16 protein-coding genes are annotated in these 15,474 nt (G+C 67.5%); all 16 read left to right on the top strand.

Features of this window, described 5'->3' with window-relative positions; genetic code table 11:
- The first annotated feature begins 97 nt into the window (after positions 1-97).
- The 16 genes from fliD (at position 98) to IFT65_RS00640 (ending at position 14,938) form a co-directional block, all read left to right on the top strand.
- Positions 98-1,444, top strand: a complete 1,347-nt coding sequence (fliD, locus tag IFT65_RS00715; protein ID WP_192079341.1) for a flagellar filament capping protein FliD — start codon at positions 98-100, stop codon at positions 1,442-1,444.
- Between the two features lie 112 nt (positions 1,445-1,556).
- A complete protein-coding gene (fliS, locus tag IFT65_RS00710; RefSeq protein WP_188324105.1) occupies positions 1,557-1,976 on the top strand; it encodes a flagellar export chaperone FliS in 420 nt (139 codons plus the stop codon).
- Positions 1,973-2,272 (top strand): hypothetical protein, encoded by a 300-nt coding sequence (locus IFT65_RS00705; RefSeq protein WP_188324106.1) that lies wholly within the window; start codon positions 1,973-1,975, stop codon positions 2,270-2,272. Before fliS ends, IFT65_RS00705 begins: the two co-directional genes overlap by 4 nt.
- On the top strand, positions 2,269-2,847 hold the full coding sequence (locus tag IFT65_RS00700) for a PilZ domain-containing protein (protein WP_188324107.1): 579 nt from the start codon (positions 2,269-2,271) through the stop codon (positions 2,845-2,847). The genes IFT65_RS00705 and IFT65_RS00700 overlap by 4 nt, the downstream gene beginning before the upstream one ends.
- Before the next feature lie 388 nt (positions 2,848-3,235).
- Complete coding sequence (locus IFT65_RS00695) at positions 3,236-3,871, top strand: response regulator transcription factor (RefSeq protein ID WP_192079339.1); 636 nt, start codon at positions 3,236-3,238, stop codon at positions 3,869-3,871.
- A 250-nt stretch (positions 3,872-4,121) separates the two neighbouring features.
- Positions 4,122-5,531 (top strand): RNA polymerase factor sigma-54, encoded by a 1,410-nt coding sequence (gene rpoN / locus IFT65_RS00690; RefSeq protein WP_192079337.1) that lies wholly within the window; start codon positions 4,122-4,124, stop codon positions 5,529-5,531.
- Between the two features lie 12 nt (positions 5,532-5,543).
- Positions 5,544-5,918 carry a response regulator transcription factor gene (locus tag IFT65_RS00685; RefSeq protein ID WP_188324109.1) on the top strand — a complete coding sequence of 125 codons (375 nt, stop codon included), beginning with the start codon at positions 5,544-5,546 and terminating at the stop codon, positions 5,916-5,918.
- 1 nt (position 5,919) lies between these two features.
- Complete coding sequence (locus IFT65_RS00680) at positions 5,920-7,401, top strand: sigma-54 dependent transcriptional regulator (RefSeq protein ID WP_192079335.1); 1,482 nt, start codon at positions 5,920-5,922, stop codon at positions 7,399-7,401.
- Between the two features lie 324 nt (positions 7,402-7,725).
- Complete coding sequence (locus IFT65_RS00675; RefSeq protein WP_192079333.1) at positions 7,726-8,163, top strand: hypothetical protein; 438 nt, start codon at positions 7,726-7,728, stop codon at positions 8,161-8,163.
- A gap of 184 nt (positions 8,164-8,347) precedes the next feature.
- A complete protein-coding gene (gene fliE / locus IFT65_RS00670) occupies positions 8,348-8,710 on the top strand; it encodes a flagellar hook-basal body complex protein FliE (protein ID WP_188324112.1) in 363 nt (120 codons plus the stop codon).
- A gap of 12 nt (positions 8,711-8,722) precedes the next feature.
- Positions 8,723-10,363: a flagellar basal-body MS-ring/collar protein FliF gene (gene fliF / locus IFT65_RS00665; protein WP_188324113.1), complete on the top strand. Its 1,641-nt coding sequence runs from the start codon at positions 8,723-8,725 to the stop codon at positions 10,361-10,363.
- A 7-nt stretch (positions 10,364-10,370) separates the two neighbouring features.
- Positions 10,371-11,357, top strand: a complete 987-nt coding sequence (gene fliG / locus IFT65_RS00660) for a flagellar motor switch protein FliG (protein WP_188327283.1) — start codon at positions 10,371-10,373, stop codon at positions 11,355-11,357.
- Positions 11,354-11,983, top strand: coding sequence for a FliH/SctL family protein (locus tag IFT65_RS00655; protein ID WP_192079331.1), 630 nt, complete (start codon positions 11,354-11,356; stop codon positions 11,981-11,983). Before fliG ends, IFT65_RS00655 begins: the two co-directional genes overlap by 4 nt.
- Positions 11,980-13,365, top strand: a complete 1,386-nt coding sequence (locus tag IFT65_RS00650; protein WP_192079329.1) for a FliI/YscN family ATPase — start codon at positions 11,980-11,982, stop codon at positions 13,363-13,365. Before IFT65_RS00655 ends, IFT65_RS00650 begins: the two co-directional genes overlap by 4 nt.
- Positions 13,362-13,820, top strand: coding sequence for a flagellar export protein FliJ (fliJ, locus tag IFT65_RS00645; protein ID WP_188324115.1), 459 nt, complete (start codon positions 13,362-13,364; stop codon positions 13,818-13,820). The genes IFT65_RS00650 and fliJ overlap by 4 nt, the downstream gene beginning before the upstream one ends.
- Positions 13,820-14,938 (top strand): flagellar hook-length control protein FliK, encoded by a 1,119-nt coding sequence (locus tag IFT65_RS00640; protein WP_192079327.1) that lies wholly within the window; start codon positions 13,820-13,822, stop codon positions 14,936-14,938. The genes fliJ and IFT65_RS00640 overlap by 1 nt, the downstream gene beginning before the upstream one ends.
- The last annotated feature ends 536 nt before the right edge of the window (positions 14,939-15,474 follow it).

Genomic DNA, 15,474 nt, shown 5'->3' with positions numbered 1-15,474 from the left:
CGCACCGGGCAGCGCAGCAGCGCTCAAGCTCGCCCCGTGGCGGCCGATAGCAGATGCATGGCATCGGCGCGGGCCACCCCAGCACAAGGATCTTCCCATGTCCCTCGGCACCATCGGCTCCGGCCTCGATATCGCCAGCCTGGTCTCCCGGCTCGTCGCCAGTGAACGCGCCCCCAGGGAGAACCAGATCAACACCGCGGGCACGGCTGCAACGGCGAAAGTGTCCGCGCTGGGTACGATCAAGAGCGGCATGACCAGCCTGCAGAGCGCGCTGAGTACGCTGGTACGCAACGTCGCCACGCCCGGCTTGAAGACCAGCACCCCGACCGAATCCAACTTCAGTGCCACCATCGATACCAGCGCCACCGCCGGCAAACCGGCAGCCGGCACGCATGAGATCGAAGTCAAATCGCTGGCGCAGAACCAGAAGCTGAGTACCAAGGCGTACGAGAAGGACGCCATCGTCGGTGACGGTGCGTTGAGCATCGGCTACGGCGACAAAACCATCGATGTCACCATTCCGGCCGGCTCGAAACTGACGGACATCGCCGCGGCGATCAACACCGCGGCCGGTGGCAAGGGCGTGACCGCTGCGGTGATCACCGCCGATGACGGCCAGCACCTGGTGCTGAGCGCGGTGGATGCCGGCAGCAAGGGCGCCCTGACGATCAGCACGACAGGCGGCAACGGCGGACTGGCCGACCTGGCGCACGATCCCGCCGGCACGTCGAAGATGACCGAGATGGTCGCCGCCAAGGATGCCGTGGTGGTGGTGGACGGTTTTACCCGCACGTCCAGCTCGAACACCATCACCGATCTGGTCCCGGGCGTCAGCCTGACCCTGACCAAAGCCGAGGAAGGCAAAAAGCAGACGCTGACGCTGACACCGGACAACAGCACGCTGAAGACGAATCTCACCTCGTTCATCACGGCGTACAACTCGGTGCAGAGCACGCTGAAAAGTTCCAGCGCGTACAACGCCGAAACCGGCACCGCCGCGACCCTCACCGGCGATGCGATGGTGCGCGGCCTGCAGCAGCAGCTGCGCAACCAGCTCAGCGGCAACGTCAACGACCTGAAAGCACTGGGCGTCACCATCGCCGCCGACGGCAGCCTGAGCCTGGATGCCGCGAAGCTGGACACGGCCATCGCCAAGGATCCCGAAGCGGCCAAGTCGCTGTTCGGCGCCGAAGGCAGCATCGGCAAGTCGATGACCGCCCTGCTGAAGAGCAATCTGGATGCCACCACCGGCAGCATCACCCAGCGCACCAATTCGCTGAACAAGGAAATCAAGGCGCTGGAGAAGCAGCTGGATGACCTGGATGCCCGCATGGAAAAAGTGTCAGACCGCTACACCAAGCAATTCACCGCGATGGAAGGCCTGGTGACGCAGATGCAGAGCGCCAGCAACTCGCTGTCCCAGCAGTTCGCCAGCAACAGCTGATCCGCATCCCTCAAGTTCACCGGCCCCACCGCCGATACCATTGAAACACCGGTGCTGTCCCCCGCTCACCTGTTGGGAGCGCAGGCACGATGGCACCCCAGGAGACTGATACATGTACGCCACAAACCGGCAGTTCGCCGAGCAGTACCGCAAGGTCGGCGTCAGCACGTCCGTTGTCGATGCCGACCCGCACAAGCTCGTGGCGCTGCTGCTGTCCGGTGCCTGCGAACGCATCCGCACCGCCGAGGCCGCGCTGCAGCGCAACGACCAGGCACGCAAGGGCAAAGCGATCGGCGAGGCCTGCTCGATCGTGGGTCACCTGGACGGCTCGCTGGACCATGAAGCCGGCGGCGAGATCGCCGGCAACCTGTCGGCCCTGTACGAGTTCGTGATCGTGCGGCTCACCGAAGCCAACCTCAACAACGATCCTGTCGCACTGCAGGACGCGCTGGGGCTGATGGTTGAAATCGATTCGGCATGGAGCGCCATTCCTGCCGACCAGCGCCAGATCCGCGGCGCTGGCGCGCCATGAACATCGCCTCGCTGCAGCCACTGCACGCCGCGCTGGACACGCTGGAAGCAGCGTTGCCGGTGGGTGACCATGCCTACAGCGAGCGGCTGATGAGCGAACATCTGCAAGCGGTCGCCGGTCTGTCGATGGCCGTGGAGCGGCCTACCGACGAGGCCATCCACGCCCTGCTGGCCCACCAGGCCAAGGTGATGGGCCGCATGGTGCAGCTTCGCGACGAAGCGGCAGCGCATATCAACCAGGGCAAGCGCTCCCTTCGCGCCGCCCATGCCTACCTGAAGGCAGAATCGCTGGCATGAACGATCCCGCCGCGCCCCTGATCCACCATCCGGCCGAAAGCGAGCTGTTCGACGAGACGCTCAGCTGCGACGTCGACCTGCCCGCCGACTTCCTGCGTGGCAGCGGCGTGGTGCGTGCATCGGTTGCCGAACAGCTGCTGCGCAGCGTGGCACTGGTGGAAGACAGTCGGGCCGAAGACAAGGACGACCGCGGCGAGACCAACCTGGCCCAGCAGCGCATCGAAGCGAAGCTGGACCTGGTGCTGGTTCTGGTGGGCCGTCTGGTGCGTCAGCAGGGTGATGCCCTGCCCCTGCGCCCCCTGCGCTGGTCACGGCGCGGCATTCGCCTGCAGCTGGGTCCGCGCAGCGGGGCGGCCATCGGCAGCCAAGGCGTGGTCCGCCTGCAGCCCAGCGACTGGCTCCCTGATCATGTTGATCTGCCGGTCCAAGTGGTGGCAGAGGCGGCCAACGGCGCCGGCGGGCATTACCTGTGGCTGCGTTTCAGCGAACTGGGCGAAGGCCTGGAGTTGGCGTTGGAACGCCACCTGTTCCGGATGCACCGGCGACAGATCGCCGACGCCCGCCGTCACCGCTGATCGCACGCGCCCGGCGCCATAACCGCATCACGCACGAACCGACCCGGTAGCGCCGAGCCACGCTCGGCGAGCGCAGCGGCACGGTCCGTCACCCCGCACGCGGCCAGCATTCCGCCGAGCGCGGCTCGGCGCCACAACCGCACCCCGCACGAGACCCACCCGGTAGCGCCGAGCCACGCTCGGCGAGCGCAGCGGCGCCTTTCGTCACCCGCACGCGGTCAGCATTCCGCCGAGCACGGCTCGGCGCTACAACGGCACCCCGCTCGCGGCCAGCATGACAACGGCTCCATACCGTTCCGCGACGGCCGTCGCTATCCCGACCTGTCGCTATTGGCTGCCCGGCCCCGGTCCGTTAAGGTGGGCGCTCTCCTGCCCTTAGTTGCTGCCCTTGCGCGTTCTGATCGTCGACGACCACACCCTAGTTCGTGCTGGCTTGGGCCGGCTGCTGCAGGGATTCGCTGACGTGCACGTGGTGGCCGAGGCCAGCAACGCAGAACAGGCCCTGCAGCAGGCCCTGCAGCAGGCCCCCGACGTCGTACTGATGGATCTATCCCTGCCCGGTCGCAGCGGGTTGGAAGCACTCAGCGATATTCTGCTGCGGGCGCCTGGCTCACGCGTGGTGATGATGACCATGCACGACGACGCTGCCCACGTGCGCGATGCCCTCGACCGCGGCGCGGTAGGCTTCGTGGTCAAGGATGCGGCGCCGGCCGAACTGGAGCTGGCATTGCGCGCCGCCCATGCCGGACAGGTCTTCCTCAGCCCGCAGATCTCCGCGAAGATGCTCGCCCCGCTGCTCGGAGGCCGGGAAAAGCCGGTCGGCGTCGCTGCCCTCTCGCCGCGCCAGCGCGAGATCCTGCGTCGTATCGGCGCCGGCCAGAGCAACAAGGAAATGGCGGCCGACCTCGGCATCAGCGTGAAGACCGTCGAGACCCATCGCGCCCGGATGATGGAATCGCTGGGCTGCCGCCGCGCGAACGATCTGGTGCTGATGGCGGCCCGCCATCAGACCGACCTGGGCTGATCGCCGGCGTCGCTTTCCCGTCACCCCGACAGGATGAGCGTGCCCGAAGGCCCGACGCTGCGGTCGCTCGCAACGCACATTCAGGCACTTAGCCTCGATACGCGACGGAATTCGGTTGCGATGTAGGGGTTTTCCTGACGCAGCGTCAGGAGATGCACGAAGGCCCTAAGGAACGCCCCGATTACACCCCGTCGTGCCTACAAGCAAGATGTGTTCCATAACGCGCCGGGGATGGCGACGGGGAATGCAGATGAAAGCCGCACTCAATGTCCAGCTGGGCCAGAACCTCCACCTGACGCCGCAATTGCTGCAGTCGATCCGCCTGTTGCAGCTCAACGGCCTGCAGTTGGAGCAGGAAATCCAGCGCGCCCTGGAAAACAACCCGTTGCTGGAAATCGAAGAAGCCAGCGAATCGGCAGCGGATGGCCCCGCCGGACCGGAGGCCTCGCTGGAGACGGCGGCCTTCGACGAACTGCCCGACAGCGGCATGTGGGACGTGCCCGGCGCGAGCTGGCAGGACGGCGACGATGACCGCATGTCGCGCATCGCTGCCGGCCATTCCAGCGATCCCCAGCTGCGCGTGCTGCAATCATTGGCGCTGGAACTGGACGAGCGCGACTTGGCCGTTGCCGCCTTCTGGCTGGAGCATTGCGACGACGCCGGCTATCTGGGCGCGCCGCTGGCGCAACTGCACCTGCTGGCCAGCGCCCATCTGGACATCCCGGCCACGGAAGTGGAAGCGGTCCGCCAGCGCCTGCTGCACGGTGACCCGGCCGGCATGGCCGCGCAGGACCTGGCCGAGTGCCTGTTGGCACAGCTGGATGCGCTGCCGGGCACGGTCGCGGCCCGCCATCTGGCACGCCGCATCCTGCGCGGGCCGCTGGATCTGCTCGCCGTCCACGACTACGCCGCATTGGCCAACGCATGCGATGCCGACGTAGCGGACATCTGCGAGGCGGTTCGGCTGATCCTTTCCCTGCAGCCGCGCCCGGGCGACAGCCTGCTGCCGGAAAGCAATGCCACCGTGGTGCCGGATGTCAGTGCCTGGCACGCTGACGGACAGTGGCGCGTCGCCCTGAACACCCGTGGCAGCCGCCGCGTGAGTATCAACCGTGATTATGAACAGGCCTTGGCAGACTGCCCCGACGCCAGCCCGGCGATGCGCGAAATGCTGGCTGAAGCGCGCTGGCTGACCCGCGGGCTGTCGATGCGCCATGACACCCTGCTGCGCACGGCGCGGGTGATCGTGGAGCGCCAGGCCGCCTTCCTGACCCGTGGCGACGAGGCCATGGCACCGCTGACGCTGAAGGAAGTGGCTGATGCGATCGGCATGCACGAATCGACGATTTCGCGCATTACCACCGGAAAATACCTGCAGACCCCGCGCGGCACCTTCGAGTTGAAGCACTTCTTCGCAGTGCGCCTGGAAGGAGCCAGCGTGTCCGGCGCGGCCGTGAAAGCCATGGTGCGCCGCCTGATCGAGTCCGAACCGGCCGGCCGGCCGCTGGCCGATGAGGCGATCGCCGGGCTGCTGGCGCGACAAGGGGTGAACATCGCACGCCGGACCGTTGCAAAATACCGGGAACAACTGGACATCGCTCCGGCCCGCGAACGCCGCCGGCAGACCGTCCGGCAACCGCTGATGGCCCGGACGGGCTGAGGACGAACTGGAATGGACAACAAGCTGACCGTGTTGCTGGTGGATGACCACGAGGGTTTCATCAATGCCGCCATGCGCCACTTCCGCAAGGTGGAATGGCTGGCCGTGGTCGGCAGCGCCGGTAACGGCCTGGAAGCCATAGAACGTTCGGAAAGCCTGCGCCCGAAGGTCGTGCTGATGGACCTGGCCATGCCCGAGATGGGCGGACTGCAGGCCACGCGGCTGATCAAATCGCAGGATGACGCGCCGTACATCGTCATCGCCAGCCACTTCGACGATGCCGAACACCGCGAGCATGCCCTGCGCGCCGGTGCCGACAATTTCGTCAGCAAGCTGTCCTATATCCAGGAAGTCATGCCGATTCTGGAAGGGCTGAAGGAAAACTGAGATGAGCGAGTCACGGATCCTGCTGCTGGACAATGATGCCGTCCGCGCCGAGCACACCGTCGCCCTGCTGGAGTTCATGGATTTCAATCCGCGCTGGGTCGCCGACGCGGCGGATTTTTCCACGGGCCGTTACCGCCAGAACGACTGGATGGCGGTGATCGTCGGCGAGTTGGACGACAGTGATTCCAGTGCCTCGCTGTACCAGTGGCTGGGCCAGAGCAGCCTGCCGCCGCCGGTGCTGCTTATCGACGGGGATGCGCCCGCCTTCGCGCGACGCCATGGCCTGCACGAGGCCAATGTGTGGCCGCTGGAAGCGCCGCTGCGCCATGCCCAGATGGAAGCACTGCTGCGCCGCGCGAGCCTGAAGCGACTGGATGCCGAACACCAGGCCGGCACCGTGCAGGAACAGGGCCCCACCGGCACCGGGCCGGCGGTCATCGCGCTGCGGCAGATGATCGAGCAGGTCGCTGCGTTCGATACGACTGTGCTGGTACTGGGTGAGTCCGGCACCGGCAAGGAAGTGGTGTCGCGTGCGATCCACCAGCGTTCGCCGCGACGCGACGGCCCGTTCGTCGCGATCAACTGCGGCGCGATTCCGCCGGACCTGCTGGAAAGCGAACTGTTCGGTCACGAAAAAGGGGCGTTCACGGGCGCACTGAGCACCCGCAAAGGCCGCTTCGAAATGGCCGAGGGCGGCACGCTGCTGCTGGACGAAATCGGCGATATGAGCCTGCCGATGCAGGTCAAGCTGCTGCGCGTGCTGCAGGAACGCAGCTTCGAGCGCGTGGGCGGCAACGAAACGATCCGCTGCAACGTGCGCGTGATCGCGGCGACCCACCGCGACCTGGAAAGCCGCATTGCCGATGGCAAGTTCCGCGAGGACCTGTTCTATCGGCTCAATGTGTTTCCCATCGACGTACCGGCCCTGCGCGAGCGCCTGGAGGATCTGCCGACGCTGGCAGAAACCATCGCCGGCCAGCTGGCGCGGACCGGGCGCGGCGAAGTGCGCTTCGCCCCCGAAGCCCTGCAGGCGCTGACCGCCTATGCATGGCCAGGCAATGTGCGTGAGCTGACCAACCTGGTGGAGCGCCTGGCCGTGCTGCATCCGGGCGGCACCGTGCGCGTGCAGGACCTGCCGGTGCGCTACCGCGCCGACATCCCGACCGTGGCCACGCCGCCAGCGCCCGTCGCGGCGAATGCGCCGGAAGGTGAAGAGCGCCTGGACCTGCGCAGCTTCTCCTTCCATGCGCCTGGCCAGCACGCCCACGCGGCGCCGGCCGCCCCGGCCGCGTTGCCCGATGATGGCCTGGACCTGCGCAACCACATGGCCAACATCGAACTGGCGCTGATCCATGAAGCACTGGAACGGACCCAGGGCGTCGTCGCCCACGCCGCCCAGTTGCTCGGCCTGCGCCGTACCACGCTGGTGGAAAAGCTGCGCAAGTACGGCATCGAACGCGATCAGCCGGAAATGACCGGCTGACCCGTCCGCCGAGCACGGCTCGGCGCTACAACCGCAGCACGCAGGAACCGACCCGGTAGCGCCGAGCCACGCTCGGCGAGCGCAGCGGCGACGCGACCTGACCCGTCCGCCGAGCACGGCTCGGCGCTACAACGGCATCGCGCAAGAACCGACCCGGTAGCGCCGAGCCACGCTCGGCGAGCGCAGCGGCGCCTTCCCTCACCCGCTCGCGGCGGGCATCCGCCGAGCACGGCTCGGCGCTACAACGCGCACTTTGCACATTTCCTGAGAGCCACGGCGACCCCTCCGCCACACGCTGGGTACTCCGCTTCCTGGAGCCGCTCCATGCGCATCCTGCCTTCTGTCCTCGCCTCCTGCCTGCTGGTCCACGCTGCGGTCGCCGCCCCGCCCCAGCCGCCCGGCTGCAGCATGCCCAGCAGCATCGACAGCCGCCGCCTGACCAACCTCACCGATCCGCTGTGGCGACCGGACAACCCGAATGCGGGCCGCATGGTGCGGGTCGACTTCAGCGGTGGCCATTACCTGCTCACCGTACTCGGCACGCGCCTGCGCTATCAGGGCACGTACCACTACCAGCGGATCGCCGCCAACATCGCCGCGATCGACATGCACGAAGCGTTTGAAGCGGGCGACAGCCATTACCAGTTGCTGCTGACCTGCCAGACCGACCTGCAGGGCCGCTTCGTGTTCACCCAGTTCGACGGTCCCCTCCCACCGAAGCGTCGCCAGAATGGCGGCACGTGGACGCTGCAACCGCATTGACGGAACGGAGGCGGAAACCCGACGCCGGATTTCCGACGTCTCCCGGGGACAGCGCCTTCAGCGCGCACAGAAAGGCGCTGTCCTCCCTGCCCGGCAGACGTTCGGCAAACATTAACGGTTCCGGCACGGCGCTTGCATCGGCACCAGGGCAACTCCCTGTTCCCGTTCCATGGAATCGCGCCACATGAGCCACTCCGTCACCTCGATCCTTTCGCAGATCCGCAGCTTCCAGACGCAGGCTACCCAGCCGCTGTCCAGTCCGCTGTCGGAGATGCCGCGTACCAATGCGATCCCGGGCGGAACCGCCATCGGCGGCCCTGCGCCGACCAGCTTCAGCGATACCCTGCGTGGCGCATTGTCATCGGTGAACGAAGCACAGGCGAAGTCGGGTGGGCTGGCGCGTGATTTCGAACTGGGCGTGCCCGGTGCCGACCTGGCCAAGGTCATGATCGCCTCGCAGCAATCGCAGATCGCCTTCCGTGCCACCGTGGAAGTCCGCAACCGTCTCGTCCAGGCTTACCAGGACGTGATGAACATGCCGCTGTAAGGACCGCATCCCATGGCACTCACCCTTTCCAAGGAAGCACTGAACGGCGAGAAGGCCGGCCAGTGGTTTGATCGCCTGCAGAGCCTGCAGATCGCACGCCGCCTCGGCCTGATGGCCATGATCGCCGTCGCCGTCGCCGCCGGCCTGGCGGTGTTCTTCTGGTCGCAGAAGCCCGGCATGGTGCCGCTGTACACCGGCCTGGACCAGAAGGCCACCGCCGAAGCCACCGACCTGCTGCGCGCGGCGCAGATTCCCTTCGAGCTGGATGCGGCCACCGGCGGCATCACCGTGCCGGAGAAGAACCTGCACGATGCGCGGCTGAAGCTGGCCAGCTCCGGCCTGACCGACAACGGACGCCTCGGTTTCGAGCTGATGGAGCGCGATCCCGGCTTCGGCGTCAGCCAGTTCGTGGAAAGCGCCCGCTACCAGCATTCGCTGGAAACCGAGTTGTCGCGCACCATCAACACGCTGCGTCCGGTGCGCGATTCGCGCGTGCACCTGGCCATCCCCAAGCCCAGCGCCTTCACCCGCCAGCGCGATGTCGCCAGCGCGTCGGTGGTGCTGGAACTGCGCGGTGGCCAGCAGCTGGAGCGCGGTCAGGTCGACGCGATCGTGCATATGGTCGCCGCCAGCATCCCTGACCTCACCCCGGAACGCGTGACCGTGGTCGACCAGAGCGGGCGCATGCTGAGCGTGTCCGATCCGAACAGCGAAGCGGCCTTGAATGCGGCACAGTTCGAGCAGGTGCGCCGCCAGGAAACCTCGTTCAACCAGCGCATCCGTGAGCTGCTGGAGCCGATGACCGGCCCGGGGCGGGTCAAGCCGGAAGTCAGCGTGGCGATGGACTTTTCCACCACCGAGGAAGCCCGCGAGCTCTACAACGGCGAGCCGGCCAAGGTGCGCAGCGAGCAGACCAGCGAAAATTCCACCGCCGCAACCGGTCCGCAGGGCGTGCCGGGGGCTGCCAGCAATGCACCGCCGGGACAGCCCGCGCCTGCGGCGGCGACCGCAGCGCCGACCGAAACCTCGCGCAACGCCACCCGCAACTACGAACTGGACCGCACCCTGCAGCACACCCGCCAACCCGCCGGACGCATCGAGCGCGTGTCGGTGGCGGTATTGCTGGACAACGTCCCGCGTCCCGGTGCCAACGGCAAAGTGACCGAGCAGGCACTGTCGGCCGCCGAACTCACCCGCATCGAGGGCCTGGTGAAGCAGGCGGTCGGCTTCAATGCCGAGCGCGGCGACACGGTGTCAGTGATGAACGCGCCCTTCGTGCGTGAAGTCATTCCGGTGGAAGGTCCCAAGTGGTGGGAGCTGCCGTGGGTGCAGGATGGCCTGCGCCTGCTGCTGGGTGCGGTGGTCGTGCTGGCCCTGTTGTTCGGCGTGCTGCGTCCGGCACTGCGCGCGATCAGCGGCAACGGCCCGCGCCCGGCGCAGCTCGGACAGGATCCGCTGACCGCCGACGTGCAGTTGGTGGACGATGACATGGACCTGCCCGCGCTGGAGCGTGACCGCAGCAGCCTGGGCAGCGTACCGCTGGCCCTGCCGGTGGATTCCTATGAAGAGCGCCTGCGCATGGCACGCGAAGCAGTGAAAACCGATTCCAAGCGCGTCGCGCAGGTCGTCAAGGGGTGGGTGGCGCATGAATGAGGTGCCGATCAGCGGCGTACAGCGCGCGGCCATCCTGCTGCTTTCCCTGGGTGAGCAGGAAGCCGCCGACGTGCTGCGCCACATGGAGCCCAAGGAGGTGCAGAAGATCGGCATCGCCATGGCAACCATGAGCAATGTCACCCGCGAGCAGGTAGAAGGCGTGATGGACAGCTTCAACAACGAGCTGACCTCCAAGACCTCCCTCGGTGTCGGCTCGGACGACTACATCCGCAACATGCTGGTGCAGGCACTGGGCAGCGAGAAAGCAAGCAGCCTGATCGACCGCATCCTGCTCGGACGCAACACGACGGGCCTGGATGCGCTGAAGTGGATGGATCCGCGCGCGGTCGCCGACCTGGTGCGCAACGAACACCCGCAGATCATCGCCATCGTCATGGCCCACCTGGAAACCGACCAGGCCGCCGATGCGCTGAAGCTGCTGCCGGAGCGCACCCGCGTGGACGTACTGCTGCGCATCGCCACGCTGGACGGTATCCCGCCCAACGCGCTCAACGAGCTCAACGAAATCATGGAACGCCAGTTCTCCGGCAACCAGAACCTGAAGTCGTCGAACATCGGCGGCGTGCAGGTGGCGGCCAACATCCTGAACTTCATGGACAGCGGACAGGACCAGGTGATCCTGGGCGAGATCGCACGCGTGGATGCCTCGCTCAGCGGGCGCATCCAGGAAATGATGTTCGTCTTCGACGATCTGGTCGACCTGGATGATCGCGAGATGCAGCTGGTGCTGCGCGAAGTGAGTGGCGAACGGCTGGGCCTGGCCCTGCGCGGTGCGGACATCAAGGTGCGCGACAAGATCACCCGCAACATGTCCCAGCGCGCGGCGGAGATCCTGCTGGAAGACATGGAAGCGCGCGGTCCGGTACGCCTGTCCGACGTGGAAGGGGCGCAGCGCGAGATCCTTGCCATCGTCAAGCGCATGGCCGATGAAGGCACGGTCGCCCTCGGTGGCAGCGCGGAGGCCATGCTGTGAACACGGCCATCCGCTGGAATGCACCGGACCTGCTGGCCGATGCGCAGCCGCTGCTCGACGAGCACCTGCTGCAGGGCGAGCCGGAGCACGAACCGGAGCCGCTGCTGCAGCCCCCTACCCTGGAAGAAATCCAGGCCATCCAGGACAGCGCCGAGAAAGAAGGTTTCAGCCATGGACATGCCGAAGGCTTTGCCCAAGGCCAGGCCGAGGTGCGCCGCGTCGTCGCACAGATGGAGGGCATCCTGGACAACTTCAGCCGCCCCTTGGTGCGCTTGGAAAACGAAGCCGTCGCCGCGCTCGGCGAGCTGGCCGTGCGCATTGCCGGCAGCCTGGTCGGACGCGCGTACGAAGTGGATCCGGAGCTGCTGGCGCAACTGGTCGCAGAAGGCGTTGACGCCGTCGGTGGCAGCAGCCGCGAGGTGGAAGTGCGCCTGCATCCGGATGACATCGCCGCCCTCGCCCCCCTGCTCACCCTGTCACCGCAGCAGCGTCTGGTGCCCGACCCCGCGCTGGGCCGTGGCGACCTGCGCGTCCACGCGGAGAGCGTGCGCATCGACGGCACGCTGGAGGCGCGCCTGCGCGGTGCGCTGGACAAAGTGATGCGACAAGTAGGAGCCGGCGCATGAGCACGATCGATCTGCCGCTGCCGCCGGAATGGACCGGTGCACGCAACCTGCGCCTCGGTTCCCGCTTGGACGCGTTGAAATTCGACACGCTGCACGGGCGCGGACTCATCCGCGAGGGCGTACTGCGTCGCGCCGTGGGCCTGACCCTGGAAGCGGTCGGCTGCGAAGCGCCGCTGGGCGCCAGCTGCAAGGTGGAAGTGGACGGCGGCTGGGTGGACTCGGAAGTGGTCGGGTTCGCCGGCGACCGCACCTACCTGATGCCCAGCGCCGAACTGCACGGCCTGCTGCCCAACGCGCGGGTGGTGCCTTCGCTGCGCCGTGGCGGCGGCGTGGACGTGGGCGAAGGCCTGCTGGGGCGTGTCATCGACAGTGATGGCGTGCCGCTGGACGGAAAGGGCCCCATCCGCGCGGAGGGCTCGGTGGGCATGGCCGGCGTGTCGATGAACCCACTCGCCCGTGAACCGATCACCCAGCCGCTGGATGTCGGCGTGCGCGCGATCAACGCATTGCTGCCGATCGGCCGCGGCCAGCGCGTGGGCCTGTTCGCCGGCTCCGGCGTGGGTAAATCAACGCTGCTGGGCATGATGACCCGCTTCACCTCGGCGGACGTGATCGTGGTCGGCCTGATCGGTGAACGTGGCCGCGAAGTCCGTGATTTCGTCGAATCCACCCTGGGCGAAGAGGGCCTGCGCCGCGCGGTGGTCGTGGCTGCACCCGCCGACCGTCCGCCGCTGGCACGCCTGCATGGCGCCTACCGTGCTACGGCCATCGCCGAGTGGTACCGCGACCAGGGCCTGAACGTCTTGCTGCTGATGGATTCCCTGACCCGCTTCGCCCAGGCCCAGCGTGAGATCGGCCTGTCCGTTGGCGAACCGCCGACCACCCGCGGCTATCCGCCCTCGGTATTCGCCAAGCTGCCGGCACTGGTGGAACGGGCCGGCAACGGGGCCAAGGGCCGCGGCTCCATCACCGCGTTCTACACCGTGCTGACCGAAGGCGATGATCCGCAGGATCCGATCGCTGATGCCGCACGCGCCATCCTCGACGGTCATATCCTGCTCTCGCGGCGGGTGGCCGACAGCGGCCTGTACCCGGCAATCGACGTGGAATCATCGGTCAGCCGCGTGGTCACGGAAATCGCCGATGAAGCCTGGCGCCTGCGCATCCGCAAGTTGAAGCGGCTGGTCTCGGCGTATTCGTCCAATCGCGACCTGATCGCGATCGGCGCCTACCAGCGCGGCAACGATGCGGCGACGGACGAAGCGCTGGAGCGCTGGCCCGAGATCGTCGAGTTCCTCGGCCAGGACGTCGCCAAGGCGGCCGACCTTCCCCACAGCCAGGCCGCCCTCAAGCGCCTGGTGGAACCGGAGCACGCGGCATGATGCAATCAAAGCGTATCGATCCGCTGCTCAAGCGCGCGCAGGAAAAAGAAGACACCGTGGCGCGCGAGCTGGCAGACCGCCAGCGCACCCTGGACACGCATCTTTCGCGACTGGACGAACTGCGGCGCTATGCCGATGAGTACGCCAATGCGCAGATGGCCGCGACCAGCCCGGCACAACTGTTGAATCGTCGCGCCTTCCTGGACCGGCTGGACAGTGCGGTCACCCAGCAGACCCAGAACGTGGACAGCAACCGCGAGAAGGTGGAAGCCGAACGCGCGCGCCTGCTGCTTGCCAGCCGTGACAAGAAGGTGCTCGAGCAGCTGGCGGCCAGTTACCGCGCGCAGGAACAGCAGGTCGCCGAAAAGCGCACCCAGCGCGAGATGGACGATCTCGGCGCCCGGCGGTCCCGCCTGCAGCAGGTCGCAGACCCCGATTCCGGGGTGCAGTCGTGATGGCGTCAACGTTGGGGGGCAGCACCGCTGGAACCGCAGTGGCCGCTGCCGGCACGTCGGCGCGCGGCAATGCGCCCCGCGGCAAGGATGGCGCCGACGGTTTCGACCGCATGCTGCAGCAGGCGGACAGCCCTTCGCGTCCACCACGTTCCCGGCAGAACGCGAACGCCGACACGCCGTCCGACACCACCGCGACCCGCAAGGACCGCCCCTCCGCAGCACAGGACGGCGGCACCCGTGAGCCCAGCCCGGATGAGGTGGCAGACACCGAAGCCGCCGTCAGCCCGGCGGCCCAACCTGACGGTGTCGAGCACCGTGATGACGTGCCTGAGTGGCCACCTGCCGGCCTGGCCGGCCTGCTGCTGTCGATGCCGCCGCCCGCCACGGATGCGTCCGCCGCACTCACCAGCCCGTCGACCTCCACTGCCGCGCTGACATCCCCGGCCATGGCAGCGCCGGCACTGCCGCTGGCCGCCGCAGCCCCCTCCGCAGGATTTGCCGTCGCCGTGGACGCGGAAGCTGGCGATACCGAACTGCCTGCCGACCTGATGGATGCCCTGATGGCCGCGGGCGGCACGGACGAGGCCGCGTCCAGCGACGACACCGCTACCGCACCCGGCCTGCTGTTCGGCCTGTCCTCACTGCAGGCGATGCGCACCGGCAGCGAACCCGCCGTGGCGCGCATGAGCGATCCGAACCCGACGCCGGTGCTGGGCCAGGACGGCTTCGACGACGCCGTCAGTGCCAAGGTGGGTTGGCTGGCCGAACAGAAGATCGGCCACGCCCATATCCGTATCAGTCCCGATGACATGGGGGCGATCGACGTGCGCCTGCAGATGGACGGCGACAAGGTCCACGCCAGTTTCAGCAGTCCGCATGTAGAAGTCCGCCACGCGCTCGAAAGCAGCCTGCCGCGGCTGCGCGAACTGCTGGGTGAGCAGGGTTTCCAGCTGGCCCACGCCGATGTCGGTCATCAGCCGCAGGGTGAGCCGGGCCAGGGTGATCAGCGGAGCAGCTTCACCGGCGAAGGACGCGATGCCGAGCGCGGCGCCGCAGAGGTCACGCTTTCCAGCGCCCAGTTGATCCGCCAGCGGGGCCTGCTCGACGTCCACGCGTGACGGATTACCGCCGCCAGTAATCCGTCGCGGCGAACGGCGAACGGCTGAGCCCCTCGTGGTGGGTCGGGTAGAGCTCTCTCCGTTGGGCCGGGCGGGAGGGGTTGGTGGGGGACGGGTACACGTCATCGCATTCGCGCTGCCGCTCCCACGATTTGCTGCGCAAACCATGGGCCCCCTTCACCAGCACCCACACCCCGCCGCTGTCGCGGCCGCCCCTGACTCAGGGGCTCCCTCCACCCGATGGGTCAACGAGGCCTGCGGTAGCGCCGAGCCGTGCTCGGCGGAATGTTCCCGCCAACGGCCCGCTGCGCTCGCCGACCATGGGTCGGCGCTACCGCTCTTCATTTTCTCTTTTACGTGGCGGGACGCGCGCGCGGACTGTCAGGGCCGGGCGGGAGGGATTGGTGGGGGCGTTGAGCGCCAAGGATGGCGCGAAACGAGGCCCGCATGGATGCAGTTTTTGCCGTCCCCCACCAACCCCTCCCGCCCGGCCCCCTCCCAGGACACCGCTTCCAGCGACCCACCACGAGACCCCC

The organism is Stenotrophomonas sp. CFBP 13725, assembly GCF_014841935.1.
Taxonomy (GTDB): Bacteria; Pseudomonadota; Gammaproteobacteria; order Xanthomonadales; family Xanthomonadaceae; genus Stenotrophomonas.
This window is presented reverse-complemented; position numbering and strand designations above follow the sequence as displayed.